The sequence below is a fragment of the Burkholderia sp. Ap-955 genome (assembly GCF_011753045.1).
GTDB lineage: Bacteria > Pseudomonadota > Gammaproteobacteria > Burkholderiales > Burkholderiaceae > Burkholderia > Burkholderia lata_D.
On the sequence record NZ_VWWH01000017.1, the window covers coordinates 94,451 to 113,982 of the forward strand.

General features: G+C 67.5%; 18 protein-coding genes and 2 tRNA genes. 7 read left to right on the forward strand and 13 right to left on the reverse strand.

The genetic code is table 11. The features are described from left to right. Positions 1-124: 124 nt before the first annotated feature. From F3J15_RS12895 to fdxA, 7 genes are all read right to left on the reverse strand, one after another. Complete coding sequence (locus F3J15_RS12895; RefSeq protein WP_069247459.1) at positions 125-463, reverse strand: AzlD domain-containing protein; 339 nt, start codon at positions 461-463, stop codon at positions 125-127. Beyond that, on the reverse strand, positions 460-1,227 hold the full coding sequence (locus F3J15_RS12900; protein ID WP_089445188.1) for an AzlC family ABC transporter permease: 768 nt from the start codon (positions 1,225-1,227) through the stop codon (positions 460-462). The genes F3J15_RS12895 and F3J15_RS12900 overlap by 4 nt, the downstream gene beginning before the upstream one ends. 100 nt (positions 1,228-1,327) lie before the next feature. Further along, positions 1,328-2,227, reverse strand: a complete 900-nt coding sequence (locus F3J15_RS12905) for an AraC family transcriptional regulator (RefSeq protein ID WP_166891477.1) — start codon at positions 2,225-2,227, stop codon at positions 1,328-1,330. A gap of 62 nt (positions 2,228-2,289) precedes the next feature. Then, positions 2,290-2,775, reverse strand: a complete 486-nt coding sequence (locus tag F3J15_RS12910) for a CreA family protein (RefSeq protein WP_166891480.1) — start codon at positions 2,773-2,775, stop codon at positions 2,290-2,292. Positions 2,776-2,894: 119 nt separating this feature from the next. Continuing rightward, positions 2,895-2,970: transfer RNA gene (locus F3J15_RS12915), tRNA-Asn, on the reverse strand. A 75-nt stretch (positions 2,971-3,045) separates the two neighbouring features. Further along, a tRNA-Asn gene (locus F3J15_RS12920) sits at positions 3,046-3,121 on the reverse strand. 103 nt (positions 3,122-3,224) lie between these two features. Next, positions 3,225-3,548, reverse strand: a complete 324-nt coding sequence (fdxA, locus tag F3J15_RS12925; RefSeq protein WP_011351384.1) for a ferredoxin FdxA — start codon at positions 3,546-3,548, stop codon at positions 3,225-3,227. Positions 3,549-3,870: 322 nt separating this feature from the next. Here fdxA and pncB point away from each other — a divergent pair, with 322 nt between their 5' ends. The 5 genes from pncB (at position 3,871) to rmuC (ending at position 9,841) form a co-directional block, all read left to right on the forward strand. After that, on the forward strand, positions 3,871-5,070 hold the full coding sequence (pncB, locus tag F3J15_RS12930) for a nicotinate phosphoribosyltransferase (protein WP_166891483.1): 1,200 nt from the start codon (positions 3,871-3,873) through the stop codon (positions 5,068-5,070). 88 nt (positions 5,071-5,158) lie between these two features. Then, entirely contained in the window at positions 5,159-5,821 is a 663-nt protein-coding gene (locus F3J15_RS12935) for a lactate utilization protein C (protein WP_166891485.1), read from the forward strand. A 43-nt stretch (positions 5,822-5,864) separates the two neighbouring features. Beyond that, complete coding sequence (locus F3J15_RS12940; RefSeq protein WP_166891488.1) at positions 5,865-7,295, forward strand: sodium:proton antiporter; 1,431 nt, start codon at positions 5,865-5,867, stop codon at positions 7,293-7,295. Between the two features lie 81 nt (positions 7,296-7,376). After that, positions 7,377-8,366 (forward strand): D-glycerate dehydrogenase, encoded by a 990-nt coding sequence (locus tag F3J15_RS12945; protein ID WP_069249244.1) that lies wholly within the window; start codon positions 7,377-7,379, stop codon positions 8,364-8,366. Beyond that, entirely contained in the window at positions 8,363-9,841 is a 1,479-nt protein-coding gene (rmuC, locus tag F3J15_RS12950) for a DNA recombination protein RmuC (RefSeq protein WP_166891491.1), read from the forward strand. The genes F3J15_RS12945 and rmuC overlap by 4 nt, the downstream gene beginning before the upstream one ends. A gap of 90 nt (positions 9,842-9,931) precedes the next feature. Here rmuC and F3J15_RS12955 read toward each other — a convergent pair whose 3' ends face one another. The 6 genes from F3J15_RS12955 to F3J15_RS12980 form a co-directional block, all read right to left on the reverse strand. Next, positions 9,932-10,417, reverse strand: a complete 486-nt coding sequence (locus tag F3J15_RS12955) for a GNAT family N-acetyltransferase (protein WP_089445195.1) — start codon at positions 10,415-10,417, stop codon at positions 9,932-9,934. Next, positions 10,414-10,689, reverse strand: coding sequence for a hypothetical protein (locus F3J15_RS12960; RefSeq protein WP_006401288.1), 276 nt, complete (start codon positions 10,687-10,689; stop codon positions 10,414-10,416). Before F3J15_RS12960 ends, F3J15_RS12955 begins: the two co-directional genes overlap by 4 nt. A gap of 41 nt (positions 10,690-10,730) precedes the next feature. Then, positions 10,731-12,029 carry a gephyrin-like molybdotransferase Glp gene (glp, locus tag F3J15_RS12965; protein ID WP_166891493.1) on the reverse strand — a complete coding sequence of 433 codons (1,299 nt, stop codon included), beginning with the start codon at positions 12,027-12,029 and terminating at the stop codon, positions 10,731-10,733. Positions 12,030-12,134: 105 nt separating this feature from the next. Beyond that, complete coding sequence (mobA, locus tag F3J15_RS12970) at positions 12,135-12,752, reverse strand: molybdenum cofactor guanylyltransferase MobA (protein ID WP_166891496.1); 618 nt, start codon at positions 12,750-12,752, stop codon at positions 12,135-12,137. 28 nt (positions 12,753-12,780) lie between these two features. Next, positions 12,781-13,893, reverse strand: a complete 1,113-nt coding sequence (gene moaA / locus F3J15_RS12975) for a GTP 3',8-cyclase MoaA (protein ID WP_166891499.1) — start codon at positions 13,891-13,893, stop codon at positions 12,781-12,783. Positions 13,894-14,024: 131 nt separating this feature from the next. After that, positions 14,025-17,177: an Rne/Rng family ribonuclease gene (locus F3J15_RS12980; RefSeq protein ID WP_166891502.1), complete on the reverse strand. Its 3,153-nt coding sequence runs from the start codon at positions 17,175-17,177 to the stop codon at positions 14,025-14,027. A gap of 725 nt (positions 17,178-17,902) precedes the next feature. Between F3J15_RS12980 and F3J15_RS12990 the strand changes: the two genes are divergently transcribed. Next, positions 17,903-18,907: an RluA family pseudouridine synthase gene (locus F3J15_RS12990; RefSeq protein WP_166891510.1), complete on the forward strand. Its 1,005-nt coding sequence runs from the start codon at positions 17,903-17,905 to the stop codon at positions 18,905-18,907. A gap of 5 nt (positions 18,908-18,912) precedes the next feature. Continuing rightward, a partial coding sequence (locus tag F3J15_RS12995) for an HAD-IA family hydrolase (RefSeq protein ID WP_166891504.1) occupies positions 18,913-19,532 on the forward strand: 620 nt, incomplete at its 3' end.

The window sequence follows — 19,532 nt, forward strand, 5'->3', positions numbered from 1 at the left end:
CGGCACGGCGCACCGGGACGGGCGCAGCGTCGACTGACCGTGCGCGCCGAGGCCGGTGGCGGGTATTCATTCCCTTTATCGGCGTGCCGGGCGGAAACTTGAGCGCGCGTGACCGAGCGTTTGCTCAGGCGGGCAGCCAGTGGGGCAGCACGACCCCTTGCCAGAAAAAGAACACCGCGAGCCCTGCCGCGATCGTCACGAGCGGGCGGCGGGTGGCGGCCGACACGAGCACGGCGGCGAGCGCGCCGACGAGCTGTGGATTGCGCCAGGTCAGCTCGGCCGCGCCGCCGTGCGGCGAGACGGCCATCGGCACGATGATCGCGGTCAGCACGGTGACGGGCACGAAGCCGAGCGCGGTCCGCACGAGCGGCGGGAAGGTCAGCCGTTCGCCGAACAGGAACAGCGTCGAGCGGATCGCGTACGTGATGACGGCCATCCCGAGAATCAGCAGCGCGTAGCTCACGATGCGGTCTCCGTGCGCGAGCCGGCGCGCGTGCGTTCGTGCAGCAACGTGAGCGCGACACCGATCGCGACGCCGGCCGCGACCGCGCCGAGCAGCCCGAGCTTGTACGGCCAGCCCTGCCAGAAGTACGCGAGCGTGCCGGCCGTCACGGCTGCCGCGAAATAGCGCAGCGTGCCGAGTTGCGGGACGACGATCGCGATGAAGGTCGCCGCCATCGCGAAATCGAGGCCAAGCGACTGCAGGCCCGGGAATGCCGCGCCGAAGCCGATGCCCGCGAGCGTCCAGACCTGCCAGTTCAGGTACATCGCGAGCCCCGAGCCGAAGAAGTAGTGGGGGCCGATCGCGCCCGGCGGGAAATGCCGGTAGTGCGCATAGGCGACCGCGAACACCTCGTCGGTCATCAGTGCGCCGAGCGTCGCACGCCAGCGCAGCGGCAGGTGTGCGACATAGGGCGCGAGCGTCGCGCTGTACAGCAGATGACGCAGGTTCACGATCAGCGTGGTCGCGAGCACGACGACGAAGCTCGCGCTGCCCGCGATCAGGCCGAGCGCAATGAACTGCGCGGAGCCCGCGAACACGGCGAGCGACATCAGCGCGCCATGCCATGCGGCGAGCGGGCCGCCGCCCACGAGCGTGCCGAAAATCACGCCGAACGGGGCGGCGCCGATCATCATCGGGATCGTGTCGCGCGCACCGTCGAGCCATTCGTTCAATGGACGGCGGGCAGGCGATGCGGGTATCGGATTCAAAGGATGCTCCTCCATGAGCTGGAGGATAGCGGGCAGGGGGTGTGCCGGCTTGTATGTTCTTGCGCTCGCCGGATGGGGCGATGCCGGCTCGCGATGGCGGGTCGGACGCTGCGCGTCAGCTCGCCTGCCAGCGCCCGGGCGGCACGCCGAACATGCGTTTGAAATGCCGTGTGAAGTGGCTTTGGTCGACGAAGCCGCTGGCCGCCGCGACGTCGGCGACGGGCACGCCCGCGCGCAGCGGCGCGAGCGCGCGCTGCAAGCGCAACTGGTTGCGCCACGCATGCGGCGGCATGCCGGTCGTGCGGGTGAACAGGCGCGCCGCGTGGAACGGTGACAGGCCGACTGCCTGCGCGACTTCGTCGAGCGTCACCGTGCACACGAGGTCGGCGGCGAGACGCTCGCGCATCGCGTCGACGCGCGGTTCGTCCGCTGCGAGCGGCGCCGGTCGCGGCAGTGCGTCGGCATGGCGCACGATCAGCGTCGACAACGCGTCGAGCATCGCCGTTTCGGCGGCGAGCGGATCGTAGATGCGCGGTGCGCCGCTCGCCGGATCATGAGCCGGCTGCCGGTGCGTCTGCAAGGGCAATGCGCGCTCGCTGCCGGCCTCCATCATCCGGTGCGCCAGCGTGAGCCGGGCCGCAAGATCGGCGTCGCGAATCACGTCGGGCGCAAACCATGGGGCATCCTGCGGGCGGCCGGCGATCGAACAGGTGAGTTCGCGAATGAATTCGACCGGCATGTAGCTGACGCGATAGCACCAGCCTTCATCGGCCGCGCGTGACCCCGTATGCACCTCGCCGGGATTGATGACGGGCACGGAGCCGGTTTCGGCGACATAGCCGCTGCCGCGATACGTGTAGCGTTCCGCACCTTCGAGAATCACGGGGATCGTGTACGCGTCGTGCCAGTGGGGTGCGAACGTGTGATCGCGATAGGTGGCCGTGAGGAGATCCGCGTCCGGCAGCAGCGGCGTGCGCCAGTAGCGTGCGGAGTCGGGAAGGCGGGTGGCGGACATGATCGGGCGCGGAAGCGGTCGAATCGACAGTGTATCGCTCGCGCGCCCGGCAGGCGCGGGCTTTACTTGACCGGAATCGTCGTGCCGGCCGGCATCGGTACCGCGGTGACGGCGTTCTTCGGGCTGCCGCTGACGATGCGGTCGCTGTAGGTCAGGTAGACGATCGTATTGCGCTTGGCGTCGACCACGCGCACGACGTGCAGGGTCTTGAAGATGAACGACATGCGCTCGCTGAACACGTCGGTCTGCTGCTTGAGCGGCTCCTTGAAGCTGATCGGGCCGACCTGCCGGCATGCGATCGACGCTTCGCTCGGATCCTCGGCGACGCCGAGCGTGCCCTTGATTCCACCGGTGCGGGCGCGCGACACGTAGCAGGTCACGCCGTTCACGATCGGATCGTCATACGCCTCGACGACCACGCGATCGGAGCCCGTGACACGGAAATGGGTGTTGACGCTGCCGACTTCCTCCGCGTGCGCGAGCGGTGCCGCGGCGAATGCGGAAAGCAGGAGGGCGAAGGGGGCTGAGCGGAGGAGGCGGTGCTTCATCGACGGAACCGGATGCGAATGCGGGACAGAGACTCTAGCATGCGCGCGACCGGGCGATGAAAGCGGAATGGTGGGCCGGAAAAACAAAAGGCCCGTCGAATGACGGGCCTTTCGCTATTTGGCTCCCCGACCTGGGCTCGAACCAGGGACCTACGGATTAACAGTCCGGCGCTCTACCGACTGAGCTATCGGGGAATAAATCGGTACATCTGCATGCTTGTTTGTCTACCAGCAAAAAGCCCGTCCACTTTCAACGGGCCTTTGCGTTTTTGGCTCCCCGACCTGGGCTCGAACCAGGGACCTACGGATTAACAGTCCGGCGCTCTACCGACTGAGCTATCGGGGAACAAACAACAACAGCAGAGAAACGAGATTATATGGAGCGTTGATCAGGTCGTCAACACTTTTGAGCCGCGGCGCACAAAAAAATTTCTGCGGCCGCTGCGCGATCAGCGCTCGAGCAGGTGCAGCTTGTCCTGCACGTCCTTCCACTCGTCCGCGTCGGCCGGTGCCGGCTTCGTCTTCGTGATCGACGGCCAGTCCTTCGCCAGCTCGGCGTTCAGCGCGGTGAACTGCTGCTGGTCGCCCGGAACGTCTTCTTCGGCATAGATCGCATTGGTCGGGCACTCGGCGACGCACACGGCGCAGTCGATGCACTCGTCCGGATCGATGGCGAGAAAGTTGGGACCTTCACGGAAGCAATCCACCGGGCACACATCCACGCAGTCCGTGTATTTGCACTTGATGCAGCCTTCGGTCACAACGTGAGTCATTAAAACGCTCCTGCTTGGCGGTATATATGGGGTGGCGGTTGCGCCAAAACCGGCATTGTAACTGAAGCGCAAAACCCGCATGGCGTGGTCGGCTATCCGGCTTATATCGTTTCGTGATTAGTTTATGGGGGCCGCCCAGGGGGCGCTGAAGGGGCACACCAGCGGCAGTGCGTGTCGCGCGTACGCCGGAACGGGCGGTGCGACCGGAGCGGGGCGGCAGGCGGTTTCACGATGGTCCGGCCCGCATTCGGGTAACATGACCCACAGACCGGGCGGCGCGCGGTGCGCCGGCGCCGGTCACGATATTGGCGCTGCCGTCATCATGATCATCACTTCGCTGCTCGACACGGATCTCTACAAGTTCACGATGATGCAGGTCGTCCTGCATCACTTCCCCGCTGCAAACGTCGAATACCGTTTCCGGTGCCGCACGCCGGGCGTCGATCTCGTGCCGTACATCGATGAGATTCGCGACGAGGTGCGCGGCCTTTGTTCGCTGCGCTTTTCCGACGTCGAACTCGACTACCTGCGGCGGATGCGCTTCATCAAGAGCGATTTCGTCGACTTCCTCGCGCTGTTCCACCTGAACGAGAAGTACATCTCGATCACGCCGTCGCCGAAGGGCAATGGCGAGATCGACGTCGTAATCGAGGGGCCGTGGCTGCACACGATCCTGTTCGAGATCCCGGTGCTCGCGATCGTCAACGAAGTGTATTTCCGCAATACCCAGCGCGAGCCCGACTATCGCGAAGGCCGCGAGCGGCTGCGCGAGAAGATCAAGCTGCTCGGTGCGAAGCCCGAATTCGCCGACTGCAAGATCGCCGACTACGGCACGCGCCGGCGCTTCTCGAAGGTCTGGCACGAGGAAGTCGCGCTCACGCTGCGCGACGGCCTCGGCCCGCAGTTCGCGGGCACCAGCAACGTGCTGTATGCGATGAAGCACGGCATCACGCCGCTCGGCACGATGGCGCACGAGTACCTGCAGGCCTGCCAGGCGCTCGGCCCGCGGCTGCGCGATTCGCAGATCTACGGCTTCGAGATGTGGGCGAAGGAATACCGCGGCGACCTCGGGATCGCGCTGTCGGACGTCTACGGGATGGATGCATTCCTGAACGACTTCGACATGTACTTCTGCAAGCTGTTCGACGGCGCGCGCCACGATTCGGGCGATCCGTTCGAATGGGGCGAGCGGATGCTGCGTCATTACGAGACGAACCGTTGCGACCCGCGGACCAAGGTGCTCGTGTTCTCGGACGCACTCGACATCCCGAGGGTCATGCAGTTGTACGAACGGTTCCGCGGCCGCTGCAAGCTTGCGTTCGGCGTCGGCACGAACCTCACCAACGATCTCGGCTACGTGCCGCTGCAGATCGTGATCAAGATGGTCCGCTGCAACGGCCAGCCGGTCGCGAAGCTGTCGGATTCGCCGGGCAAGAGCATGTGCGACGACAAGGCGTATCTCGCGTACCTGCGCCAGGTGTTCGGCATCGCGCAGCCGGTCGAGGAAGACGCGTCGAAGTAAGCGTCGGCCGAACGGCCAAAGCTGCGTGGCGGCGGGGGCGGCCGGTATAATCCGACGGTATCGCCCGCCAACGTCACGAGGACCGTTCATGGACACTTCCGCTGCCCGTCGCCAGATCCTCGCGCGCATTCGCGCGGCGCAGGGGCGTGCGGCCGAACCCGATGCGGCCGAGCGCGACGGCGTTGCCGACTATCTCGCCCGTCATCCGGAGGGCCCGCGTCCGCCGGCGCCGGCCGATCTCGTCGCTGCATTCGTCGACGAAGCGGTACGCCTGTCGACGACGATCGACGAAGTCGCGACGCTTGCCGACGTACCGGCCGCCGCGGCTCGTTACCTTTCCGCTCACGGCTTGCCGACGCAGGCTATCGCGTGGCGCACGCTGGCCGATTTCGACTGGGCGGGTGCGGGCCTGTCGGTCGAATGCCGCAAGCCGCGCGACGGCGATCTGGTTGGCCTCACCGGCTGCTTTTGCGCGACTGCCGAAACGGGCTCGCTGGTGCTGCTGTCCGGCCCCGACACCTATGCGTCGGCCGGCCTGCTGCCGGAAACGCACATCGCGATCGTTCCCGCGTCGCGGATCGTCGCCGGTCATGAAGACGCCTTTGCGCTGATGCGCTCGGAGCGCGGCGAATTACCGCGCGCGGTCAACTTCGTATCGGGCCCGTCGCGCACGGGCGATATCGAGCAGACCATCGTACTGGGCGCGCACGGCCCGTACCGCGTTCACGTGATCGTCGTCCGGGGCGCATGACGCGCCCGCTGCATCCACTACCACTCGAACAAGGAAGTTCTGCATGAAACGACATGCCGCCTGGGCGGGCATGGCGTCGGGGATCGCGCTTGGCGCCGTCCCCGCGCTTGCATCGGCCGCAACGCTCGACGGTGCCACGCTGTCCGCTCTCTGGGGCATCCCGTTCGCCGGGATCCTGCTGTCCATCGCGCTGTTCCCGCTCGTCGCCCCCGTGTTCTGGCATCACCACTTCGGCAAGATTGCGGCCGGGTGGGCGGTCGTGTTCCTGATCCCGTTCGCGTTCGCATTCGGCGCGGGCACCGCGTTCGGCACGCTCGTGCATGCGCTGCTCGAGGAATACATTCCGTTCATCGTGCTGCTCACCGCGCTTTATACGGTCGCGGGCGGTATCTGCGTGAACGGCAACCTGCACGGCACGCCGAAGCTGAACACCGCGATCCTCGCGCTCGGCACGCTGCTCGCAAGCGTGATGGGCACGACGGGCGCCGCGATGCTGCTGATCCGGCCGCTGCTGCGCGCCAACGACAACCGCAAGCATGTCGTGCACGTCGTGATCTTCTTCATCTTCCTCGTCGCGAACGCGGGCGGCTCGCTGTCGCCGCTCGGCGATCCGCCGCTGTTCCTCGGTTTCCTGAATGGCGTGAGCTTCTTCTGGACGACCACGCACCTCGCACTGCCGATGCTGTTCATCTGCGTCGTGCTGCTGACGCTGTTCTTCGCGCTCGATACGTACTTCTACCGGAAGGGCGGCGAGGAGCAGCCGGCCGTGCTCGACCCGACGCCCGACAGCGAGCGATTGTCGATCGACGGCAAGATCAATTTCGTCCTGCTCGCGGCCGTGATCGGCCTGGTGCTGATGAGCGGTATCTGGAAGCCGGGCATCGCGTTCGACGTGTGGGGCACGCACGTCGCGTTGCAGAATCTCGTGCGCGACGTCGCGCTCGTGGGCGTGACGCTCGCGTCGCTCGCGCTGACGCCGCGTTCCGCGCGCGAGGGCAACGCGTTCAACTGGGCGCCGATCGAGGAAGTCGCGAAGTTGTTCGCGGGGATCTTCGTGACGATCGCGCCGGTGATCGTGATCCTGCGCGCCGGTGCCGACGGCGCATTCGCGCAGATCGTCCATCTCGTCACGGGGCCGGACGGCAAGCCGATCGACGCGATGTACTTCTGGGCGACGGGCATCCTGTCGTCGTTCCTCGACAATGCGCCGACCTATCTCGTGTTCTTCAACCTCGCGGGCGGCGATGCGCAGTCGCTGATGACGACCGGCGCGTCGACGCTCGCCGCGATTTCCGCGGGCGCGGTGTTCATGGGCGCGAACAGCTATATCGGCAACGCGCCGAACTTCATGGTGAAGGCGATCGCCGAATCGCGCGGCGTGAAGATGCCGAGCTTCTTCGCGTATCTCGGCTGGGCGCTGGTCGTGCTGATACCGGTATTCCTGCTCACGTCGTGGATCTTCTTCACGGCGTAAGCTGACGATTTTCAACCTAGAGCGGGTGGTTCCAGTGGCGCACGGCGCGCTGCGATCCGCCCGCGGCATGCGGAGATGGCGATGCAGAAGATCCTGGTCGCGCGTCCGATCTTTCCGGACGTGATCGAGCGGCTCAAGCAGTATTTCGACGTCGACTGGAACAACGGCGACGCACTCGCTCCCGACGCGCTTGCCGCGCGTCTGGCCGACAAGGACGGCGCGCTGACGGCCGGCGATCCGGTCGGCGCGGCCGAGCTCGCGGCAGCGCCGCGCCTGCGCGTCGTGGCGAACATGGCGGTCGGCTACAACAATTTCGACATGGCCGCGTTCAACGCAGCGAACGTGCTCGGCACCAACACGCCCGACGTGCTGAACGAGTCGACCGCCGATTTCGGCTGGGCGCTGATGATGGCCGCGGCCCGCCGGATCGCCGAGTCCGAGCACTGGCTGCGCGCCGGCCACTGGCAGAAGTGGGCGTACGACGGTTTCCTGGGCAACGACATCTACGGCTCGACGCTCGGCGTCATCGGGATGGGGCGCATCGGCCAGGCGCTCGCGCGCCGCGCGCGCGGCTTCGGGATGCAGGTGATCTATCACAACCGGTCGCGGGTCGCGCCCGAGATCGAGGCGGAGCTGAATGCCGAATACGTGTCGAAGGACGCGCTGCTCGCCCGCGCCGATCACGTCGTGCTCGTGCTGCCGTACACGAAGGAGAACCATCACACGATCGGCGCGGCCGAGCTCGCGAAGATGAAGCCCACCGCGACGCTGACCAACATCGCGCGCGGCGGGATCGTCGACGACGCAGCGCTGGCCGTCGCGCTGCGCAACGGGACGATCGCCGCGGCCGGCCTCGACGTGTACGAAGGCGAGCCGACGGTCCATCCGGCGCTGCTCGAGGTGCCGAACGTCGTGCTGACGCCGCATATCGCGAGCGCGACCGAAAAGACGCGCCGCGCGATGGCGAACCTCGCCGCCGACAACCTGATCGCCGCGCTGGGCGAGGGGCCGCGCGCGGGGCAGCCGCCGAATCCGATCAACCCTGACGTGATCGGGAAGCCGCGCGCATGACGATGACGTTGTTGCTTGCGGCGGTCGTCGTGCTGGCCGTCGCGCTTGCGGTGGCGATCGTCGCGCTCATGCGTGGCGGTGGCCGCCACGACGATGCGGCGATACTGGGCGACCAGATCGAGGACGCCGCGCATGCGCAGGCGCGCGCGGTCGAGCGGCTCGAACGCGAATTGCGCGGCGAGATCGTCGAGAACGCGCGCGGTTCGCGCACCGAGCTGGCCGGCAGCTTCGCGCAGCTTCAGCAGACGCTCGCCGCGCAACTGACGAGCGTGGCCACTGTGCAGAACAACCAGATCGAGGGTTTTGCACAGCAGCTCGGCAAGCTCGTCGCCGGCAATGCGCAGCAGTTTGACGCGATGCGCGAAAGCGTGCAGCGCCAGGCGCAGCAGGCGCGCGAGGAGCAGACGGGCGCGCTCAGGCTGTTCGGCGACACGTTGAACCGGCAGCTCACGCAACTGACCGAAGCGAACGACCGCCGGATAGGCGAGGTGCGCGCGACGCTCGAACAGCGGCTGAAGGAAATCGAGACGAACAACGCGGCGAAGCTCGAGGAGATGCGCCGCACCGTCGACGAGAAGCTGCATGCGACGCTCGAGCAGCGACTCGGCGAATCGTTCAAGCTCGTGTCGGACCGGCTCGAGCAGGTGCATCGCGGGCTCGGCGAGATGCAGACGCTCGCGGCAGGCGTGGGCGACCTGAAGAAGGTGCTGACCAACGTGAAGACGCGCGGCACCTGGGGCGAAGTGCAGCTCGAGGCGCTGCTCGAACAGATGCTGACGCCCGAGCAGTACGCGAAGAACGTCGCGACGGTGCCGAAGAGCAGCGAGCGCGTCGAGTTTGCGATCCGGCTGCCGGGGCGCGAAGCCGGCACGCGCGACGCGCCGCCCGTGTGGCTGCCGATCGACGCGAAATTCCCGCGTGAAGACTACGAGCGGCTGATCGACGCGCAGGAGCGTGCCGATGCGGTGGCGGTCGAGGACGCGGCCCGCGCGCTCGAAGCACGCGTGCGGCTGGAGGCGCGCACGATCGCCGAGAAGTACGTCGCGCCGCCGCACACGACCGATTTCGCGCTGCTGTTCCTGCCGACCGAAGGGCTCTATGCGGAGATCCTGCGTCGCCCGGGGCTGACCGACCTGCTGCAGCGCGACTATCGCGTGACGGTCGCCGGCCCGACGACGCTCACCGCACTGTTGAACAGCCTGCAGATGGGTTTCCGCACGCTCGCGATCGAGCAACGGTCGAGCGAGGTGTGGCAGGTGCTCGGGGCGGTGAAGACGGAGTTCGGCAAGTTCGGCGACGTGCTCGCGCGCACGAAGTCGCAGCTCGAAACGGTCACGCGCTCGATCGAGGCCGCCGAGCAGCGCACGCGCGTGATGAACCGCAAGCTGAAGCAGGTCGAGGCGCTGCCGGGCGATACGGCGGCAGGGCTGCTCGGTGCGGAAGGGGCCGACGGTGCCGATGCGGACGACGTATGACGCACATGGCCGACATCGGCCGGAAAGCAAAAACGGGCGCCGCGGCGCCCGTTTTCTTTTGACGCGATGGCCGGCGTGGCCGGCTCGCGGTCAATGCCCGGCGAGCGTGTCCAGTGCGTCGCCCGTGACGCGAACGATGCGCCAGTCGGGCAGCACGGTTGCGCCCATCTTTTCGTAGAAATCGATCGCCGGCTGGTTCCAGTCGAGGACCGACCATTCGAAGCGCCCGCAACGGCGCTCGACGGCCAAGGCTGCGAGGTGACGCAGCATCGCGGTGCCGAGACCCGTGCCGCGCTGCGACGGCTGCACGTACAAGTCCTCGAGATAGAGGCCGCGACGGCCGAGGAACGTCGAATAATTGTGGAAGAACAGCGCATACGCGACGATCGCGCCGTCGTGCTCGGCCACCCTTGCCTCGGCGGCAGGCTGCTCGCCGAACAGCGCGTCGGCGAGATCGGCCTCGGTCGCGACGAACAGGTGCGTGAGCTTCTCGAACTCGGCCAGCTCGCGCATCAGCGCAAGAATCGCGCCGACGTCGCGTGCTTGGGCCGCGCGGATCAGCGGTGTGCCGCTCACGCTTCTTCCGGCGGGTCGGACAGCACGATCTCGATGCCGCCGAAGCGCGATGCGACCCAGTTGTACGCGTGGCATGCGATCCAGAGCAGCACGAAGCCGAGGATGGCGTTCAGCAGCAGCGCGCTCAGGATCGTGCTCAGTTCGACCATCCCATAGCGGACGTACGCGACGAGAATGCCGAGCAACACGATCGGCACGCTGAACGTCAGGTAGACGAGGATCAGCGCTTTTGCGGTCTGCCCCGCGGCGATCGATGAAATTTGTTTCTTCATGTGCGGATTGCCCCCGTAGAAATATACCGATAGTGTGGAATTCAGATCAGGCCGTCGAGCGGCAGGATGTCGACCGGGGTGCCCGCGTCGACTGCCGCGGTATCGTGGCCCAGGACGATGAAACAGTTGGCGGCCGAGAGGCCGCTCAGCGACGCGGAACTCTGCGAGCCGGCCGGTGCGACGTGCCAGCGGCCGTCGGCGGCGCGCGTCGCGATGCCGCGCAGGTAGTCGGTGCGGCCCGGGCGCTTCTTCAGCGCTTGCGTGCTGAGTGCCGTATGCATCGCCGGCGGCTGGGCCTGCGCGCCGGCCAGCGTCAGCAGCGCGGGGCGCACGATCGCGTAGAACGTCACGGCAGACGCGACCGGGTTGCCGGGCAGCCCGAAGAACAGTGCGTGACCGGCGCCTTCGGCCGCGCGCGTGAGCGTGCCGCACGCGAGCGGCCGGCCGGGACGCAGCGCGAGGCTGGCGAACGTCACGTCGCCGAGCCGTGCCATGACGTCGCGCGTGAAGTCGGCTTCGCCGACCGATACGCCGCCTGACGTGATCACCGCGTCGGCCTGCGCGGCGACCGCGCCGCGCAATGCGGCTTCGAGCGCGGCCGAGTCGTCACGGACGATCCCGAGATCGACCGCGTCGACATGCAGCCTTTCGAGCATCGCGATCAGCATCCCGCGGTTGCTGTCGTACAGTGCGCCGGGGCCGAGCGGCTCGCCGGGCTCGCGCAGTTCGTCGCCGGTGGAGAACACGGCGACGCGCACGCGCCGGCGCACCGAAACCTCGGTGACACCGAACGACGCGAGCAGGCCGAGATCGGACGGCCGCAGGATGCGGCCTGCGGCAAGCGCGCACGCGCCGCGCGCGAGATCCTCGCCGGCCTTGCGGCAGTTCGCGCCGCGCGCGATGTCGTGCGCGGCGAAGTGGATCGTGTCGCCGTCGACGCGCACGCGTTCCTGCGGAATCACCGTGTCGCAGCCGGCCGGCATCGGCGCGCCCGTCATGATGCGCACGCATGATCCGGCCGCCACCGCGCCGTCGAACGGATGGCCCGCGAGCGCGATGCCGGCGACCGTCAGCGCGACCTCCGCTTGCTGCGATGCGTGCGAGCCGGTGCTCCCGTCGAACGCATAGCCATCCATCGCCGAGTTGTCGTACGCGGGAATGTCGAACGGGGCGTTCACGTCGGACGCGAGCACGCGGTCGAGCGCATCGCGCAGCGTCACCGTGTCACACGCGTCGACCGGCATCGCGAAGCGGCACGCGAGCGCCTGCGCTTCGGCGAGCGACAGCGGGGCATCGGAATCGGGTGCGGATCGGGGGGCGGGCGAGGATTGCGTGATCATCAGTCGGACTGCGCCGCAAGGCGTATCGGGTTCGTGGCCGGTGGCGCGAGGAGGGTGCCTGGGCGCGGGTTTCGCGTGCGGCGGGCGGGAACCGCACGGGTGCCGTCAGCGGCGGGCCAGTGCGGCGAGTTCCTGCCAGGAGTTGGCATTGTAAAACGCACGCTCGTCGTGAAACTCGACTTCGACCGTCTTGTGGCGTGCGTACCACGCACGCACCTTGCGGTCGCCGGCGGCGAGCCGGACGGCGAGATCGTCGGCCAGCGACGTGCGCAGCAGCGCGAACGTCGGCTGCGGCGAGCGCACGTGTTGTGCGTCGACGGTCACCGCCATGGCGATGTCGGCCTGCTGCGCGTCGAGCGCCGCCTGCAACCGTGCGACGAGGTCGGCCGGCAGATAGGGCGTATCGCATGGCGAGCACGCGACGAGCGGCGCGCGTGCCGCCCGCATGCCGGCGAGCAGGCCCGCGAGCGGGCCGGGGAAATCGGGGGTTTCGTCCGCGACGATGCGCGCGTCGAATGGCGCACCGAGTTCGGCATAGCGATCGGCATGGCGATTCGCGCTGATCAGCGTCTCGTCGACCTGCGGCGAGAGCCGGCGCAGCACGTGCAACGCGAGCGGCGTGCCGTCGAGCAACTGCAGACCCTTGTCGACGCCGTCCATGCGTGTGGCGCGCCCGCCTGCGAGCAGCAGGCCGGCGATCGAGGGAGAGGCGGAAGCGGGCATGGTAAGCGGGCGGGAAGGGCAGCGTGCGTCAGCCGCCGATATACGACATCTCGACCCGCTTGCCGGCGCCGTCGGGCGCGGCGTCGGCCGACGCGCTGCCGCGCAGCTGCGAATAACGGTCGGTGCGGGCCTGCCAGATGCGGGCGATCGCGGTCGCGATCTCGGCGTCGCTCGCACCGCCGCGCACGAGTGCGCGCAGGTCGTGGCCGGTCGACGCGAACAGGCACAGATACAGCTTGCCTTCGGTCGACAGCCGCGCGCGCGTGCAGTCGCCGCAGAAGGCCTGCGTGACGCTCGAAATCACGCCGATCTCGCCGCCGCCGTCCGCATAGCCCCAGCGCTGCGCGGTTTCTGCCGCCGTGTGCGGATCGAGCGGCACGAGCGGGAAGTGTTCGGCGATCCGTGCGATGACGTCGGCCGATGGCAGCACCTCGGTCATGTTCCAGCCGTTCGATGTACCGACGTCCATGTATTCGATGAAGCGCAGGATCACGCCGGTACCGCGGAAACGCTCGGCCATCGGCAGGATTTCGCTGTCGTTGGTGCCGCGCTTCACGACCATGTTGACCTTGACCGGCGCGAGGCCCACGGCCTGGGCCGCGAAGATGCCGTCGAGCACGTCGGCGCTCGCGAACTCGGCATCGTTCATGCGCTTGAACAACGTATCGTCGAGCGCGTCGAGGCTGACCGTCACGCGCGTGAGCCCGGCGTCCTTCAGCGCGCGCGCCTTGCGTGCGAGCAGCGAACCGTTGGTCGTGAGCGTCAGGTCGAGCGGGCGGCCGTCATACGTAGTCAGGCGGGCGAGGCGCTCGATCAGGAATTCGAGATTTTTGCGCAGCAGCGGCTCGCCACCCGTGATGCGGATCTTCTCGACGCCATGTGCGACAAAGAGTCGCGCCACGCGTTCGATTTCCTCGTGCGTGAGCAGCGCGCTGTGCGGCAGGAACGGGTAGTCCTTGTCGAAGACGGCGCGCGGCATGCAGTACACGCAGCGGAAGTTGCAGCGATCCGTCACCGAAATGCGCAGGTCGCGCAGCGGCCTGGCGAACGTGTCGGCCAGCGTGCCGTCCGGGGCGTGCGCGACGCCGGAGACGTCCGGCATCCCGCTGACGTCGGCGAGGGGAATGATGCGTCGGGACATGTTGAAAGAAGTGCGAACCAGACCTCTATTTTAGCCGCAAGCGGCGGGTCGGTCCGGTGGGCGGAAACCCGCAGCGCGGACATGAAAAAGCCCGCCGGAGGCGGGCTTTTCCTGGTCGGACGATGCGTCGATCAGTGATGCGTCGTTTCGACCTGCTGCATCGGGGCCGGATCGACCGGCGGCAGCGCCTTGCGTTCGCGCGGCACGCGAGCCGGACGCGGGAGGCGCGACGCGGCTTCCTGCGCAGCGGCGAACTTGCCTGCGTCCGTGTTCACCCAGACGAGACCGGCCTGCTCCAGCACGGTATCCAGGCTCGCCGAAGCGGGCTCGGCTGCCGGTTGGGCCGGAGCCGGTGCCGGTGCCGGTGCGGCGGCGGCCTCGACCGGCGCCGCTTCGACATGGGCCGGCTCCGCAGCCACCGGAGCGGCTTCGGTCGTCACAGCCGGCGCGGCCTGCTCGACGGGTGCCTGCTGCGGCGCCGCGACGGCGACAGGTGCCGCCGGCACTTCGAACGCGTCGGTCGGCGAAACCGCGACCGGAGCCGGACCGGCTTCCGTATCGACGGCCGGTGCGACCGGTGCCGGTTCTGCCGCCTGGACGACCACTGCTGCTTCGACCGGCGCTGCTTCGACGTGTACCGGTGCCGGCTGCGGCTCGACAGCGGTCGGTGCTGCCGGTTCGGCGTGGCGTTCGACCACGGCTTCGGTGACGACGGCGCTTGCCGCGGCGGCTGCCACGACGACTGCCGGTGCGGCCGTGTGGGCCGGTTCGGCAGCAGCCGGTGCTTCCGGCGTCACTGCTTGCACCGTCACTTCGCCTTCTGCGCCTTGCTCGGCGTGGTCGACGACTGCGCCGTCTTCCTCGCGCTCGCGACGACCGCCGCGGCGGCCGCGACGGCGACGGCGACGTTCCTCGCCATCACGCGCGCCGGCTTCCGCATCGGCTGCCAGTTCGGCGCCGGGCAGGGCTTCTGCGACGGCCTTGTCGGCTTCCTGTTCCGGATGGGTTTCGCCACGGGTGACGGTTTCCAGCGTTGCCGCATGCTGGGTCGGCTTGCGGCGCTCGCCGCGTTCGCGACGTTCCTGGCGCTCGCCACGACCTGCTGCTTCGACGCCTTCCGGCTGCTCGACACGCTCGCGCGGTTCACGCGGTTCACGCGGTTCGCGGCTCTCACGCGGTTCGCGCGGCTCACGGTTTTCACGCGGCTCGCGGCCTTCGCGCGGGCTACGGCCCTCGCGACCTTCGCGGTTCTCGCGACCTTCACGCGGTTCACGACCCTCGCGCGGTTCGCGGCCTTCACGCGGCTCACGAGCCTCACGCGGTTCGCGCACTTCCTTGCCTTCGCGCTCCTGGCGTTGCGGCTGGCCACGGCCTGCCGCGACCTGGTCGCGGCCGCCTTGCGCCTGCTGGGCGCCGCCGCGACGGTTGCGGTTGCGATCGCCGCCGCGTTCGCCGCGTTGCTCGGACTTCTCGGTGCGTTCGCCGCGAGCCGGACGGGCTGCCTGCTCCTTCGCCGGGGCCGGAGCAACCGGTGCGGGTGCGGGCGCCGGCGATACGCCGAACAGACCTTTCAGCCAGCCGATGAAGCCGCCGCTGGCCTGCGCGACGGGCGCGGGCGCTGCAACCGGTTCGACCGGGCGTTGCGGTGCCGCGCTCGGGGCCGGACGCTCGGGCGTGATGCCCTTGACCGCGGCTTCCTGCTTCGGCTTCACTTCCGCCGCGCGCTTGCTGTAGCCGGTTTCCGACTCGAGTTCGCGGGCGGCTTCCTCGGCCATCTTCCAGGACGCGCGCGGATCGTCGAGACGGGCGTCGTCGTGGCGCAGGCGCTCGAGCTTGTAGTGCGGCGTATCGAGGTGCTTGTTCGGGATCAGCACGATGCCGACCTTGAAGCGCGACTCGATCTTGTTGATTTCCTGACGCTTTTCGTTGAGCAGGAAGGCGGTCACCTCGACCGGCACCTGGCAGTGGATCGCCGCGGTGTTTTCCTTCATCGCTTCTTCCTGAATGATCCGCAGGACCTGCAGCGCGGACGATTCGGTATCGCGGATGTGACCGGTGCCGTTACAACGCGGGCAGGTCACGTGGCTGCCTTCCGACAGGGCCGGACGCAGGCGCTGGCGCGACAGTTCCATCAGGCCGAAACGGGAGATCTTGCCCATCTGGACGCGCGCGCGGTCATGCTTGAGCGCGTCTTTCAGGCGCTGCTCGACTTCGCGCTGGCTCTTCGCCGATTCCATGTCGATGAAATCGATCACGATCAGGCCGCCCAGGTCGCGCAGGCGGAGCTGGCGGGCGACTTCGTCGGCCGCTTCGAGGTTCGTGCGGGTCGCCGTTTCCTCGATGTCCGCGCCCTTGGTCGCACGCGCCGAGTTCACGTCGATCGCGACGAGCGCTTCGGTGTGGTCGATCACGATCGCGCCGCCCGACGGCAGCGGCACCGTGCGCGAGTACGCGGTTTCGATCTGGTGTTCGATCTGGAAGCGGGAGAACAGCGGCACGTCGTCGTGGTAGCGCTTCACCTTCGCGACGTTGTCCGGCATCACGATGTCCATGAATGCGCGGGCCTGATCGTGGATTTCGTTCGTGTCGATCAGGATTTCGCCGATATCGGGCTGGAAATAGTCCCGGATCGCGCGGATCACGAGGCTCGATTCCAGATAGATCAGCATCGGCTGGCCGGGGTTGCCGCTTTGCGACGCCGCTTCGATCGCGCGCCACAGTTGCAGCAGGTAGTTCAGGTCCCACTGCAGTTCCTCGGCGCTGCGGCCGATGCCCGCGGTACGGGCGATCATGCTCATGCCGTCCGGGATCTGCAGTTGCGCCATCGTTTCGCGCAGTTCCTGACGCTCGTCGCCTTCGATCCGGCGCGACACGCCACCGCCGCGCGGATTGTTCGGCATCAGCACCAGATAGCGGCCGGCGAGCGAGATGAACGTGGTGAGGGCAGCGCCCTTGTTGCCGCGCTCTTCCTTCTCGACCTGGACGATCAGCTCCTGGCCTTCGCGCAGCGCATCCTGAATGCGCGCGGAGCGCATGTCGATGCCGTCCTTGAAGTACTGGCGGGCGACTTCCTTGAACGGCAGGAAGCCGTGGCGGTCTTCGCCGTAGTTGACGAAGCACGCTTCGAGCGACGGCTCGATGCGGGTAATGACACCTTTGTAGATATTGCCTTTGCGCTGTTCGCGCCCGGCGGTTTCGATGTCGATGTCGATGAGCTTTTGCCCATCGACGATGGCGACGCGCAGCTCCTCCTGCTGCGTCGCATTGAACAGCATGCGTTTCATGAACGACTCCAGGCGGCTCTGCTGGCGGCGCCTCGCGGTTGTCAGTCGCGAGGGCGGGAACGACGGCAGGCCGCGCCTTGTTGTGTTGTCACGAGCACGCTGGAGCGGGAACGATGGCGGGGAGAATTGCCTGAAGAGGCGCTTGGGCCCGAAAGACGGGGCCGGCGGCCATAGGGCACCTGCGAACACGGCTTCAAAGCACGGCGTCCACACACCGCACGCTGTCAAAGCGCGCTAAGCCTGAGGCCGGGCACTGCCGCGGGGCGCGTCGTCGTGCGACGCGCGTGCCAACGGGCGGCAGATGCTGCGGCTCGGGCCGCAGCGGGGAGTATCGAATCCAGCCCGACTTTCCCGCCTGGGGTGTACTTCCCTGGTTTGACGTCGCCAGGCCCCGCACGCTTCGCGGGGCCAAATCGGGCGCAACGCCGTAATTTTCGCAACCGGCAGCCTGCGCGGACGCACTTCGCGCCGTCGGGCTGCCGATCAAATTCTTTTCAACCAACTTTCCGTTACCGCGGCGCCTTGCCGACCGAATCCGCCTGTGGGCGCGATCCTTGCCGACGGGCGGCGCCGTGCGTGCAACTTGCTGCTTCTCTTTAATTAGGGGCGAGCAGCAGACCCCCGGCGCAAGTAAAATAACGGTTTGCGCTTGCGCCTTGCCCGGTTGGTCCGGGCCGGCCGGTGAGGCCGCCCGCAACGTCTGGCTGGGCAAAATTATATTCAGTATGAACGAGTTAGGCAAAATATCCCAGAATTCGGTCGCAAGCGGCCAGGTATCGATGATCGAGATCGACGAAAACTCGGCCGGTCAGCGTATCGACAACTTCCTGTTGCGCGTCTGTAAAGGCGTGCCGAAAAGCCATATTTACCGGATCCTGCGCAGCGGCGAAGTGCGCGTGAACAAGGGCCGGGTCGATGCGCAGTACCGGCTCGCGTTCGGCGACATCGTCCGCGTGCCCCCCGTGCGCGTGGCCGCCGCCGACCTCGCGCGTGCCGAAGCCACCATCGTGCCGCCCGCGCACTTCGACATACTGTTCGAGGACGATGCGATGCTCGTCATCAACAAGCCGGCCGGGGTTGCGGTCCACGGCGGCAGCGGCGTCGCGTTCGGCGTGATCGAGCAGATGCGCCAGGCGCGCCCGCGTGCGAAATTCCTCGAACTCGTGCACCGGCTCGACCGCGAGACGTCCGGGATCCTGATGCTCGCGAAAAAGCGCACGGCGCTGGTGGGCCTGCACGAACAGATTCGCGAGAACAAGATGGACAAGCGCTACTTCGCGTGCGTCCACGGTGAATGGCAGTCCGACTGGGGGCGTCGCCGCGCGGTGAAGGCGCCGCTGTTCAAGTATTCGACCCCGGAAGGGGAGCGCCGCGTGCGGGTGCAGGACGACGGGCTGCCGTCGCACACGGTGTTCAATCTCGTCGACCTTTGGCCCGAATACGCGCTCCTCGAAGCGGAACTCAAAACGGGTCGGACCCATCAGATCCGTGTGCACCTCGCACATCTTGGCCTGCCGATCGCCGGCGACGCCAAGTATGGCGATTTCGCATTGAACAAGGCGCTGGCGCGCGCGAATGCGCAGCCGTCGTTGAAACGGATGTTCCTGCATGCGTACCGGCTGCGGCTCGCCCACCCGCTGACCGGCGAGGCGCTGCAGTTCGATGCGCCGCTGCCGGACGAATGCCGGCGCTTCCTCGATCAACTCAGCGCACTGCGCGATACCGCCTGAACCGCATGGCTCGACAGCAATTTGACCTGATCGTCTTCGACTGGGACGGCACGCTGATGGATTCGACTGCGCACATCGCGCACAGCATCCAGGCCGCATGCCGCGATCTCGGCTTGCCCACGCCGTCCGACGAGGCGTCACGCTACGTGATCGGCCTCGGCCTGCGCGATGCGCTGCAGATTACGGCTCCGACCCTTGATCCGTCCGACTATTCGCGGCTCGCCGAGCGCTACCGCTATCACTATCTGCTCGATGACCAGCGCATCGAGTTGTTTGCCGGCGTGCGGGAACTGCTCGCCGAGCTGCGCGACACGGGCTATCTGCTCGCGGTTGCAACCGGCAAGGGGCGAGTCGGGTTGAATCGCGTGCTCGACCAGTCGAAGCTGACGAGCCTGTTCGATGCGACGCGCTGCGCCGACGAGACCTTCTCGAAACCGCATCCGGCGATGCTGCACGAACTGACCCGCGAATTGGGGCAGGACCTGTCGCGTACCGTGATGATCGGCGACACGACGCACGACCTGCAGATGGCCGCGAGTGCCGGGGCGGCCGGCGTCGGCGTCGCGTACGGCGCGCACACGGCCGACGCACTGGCTGCGCTCGCGCCGCGCTTCGTCGCGCCGGA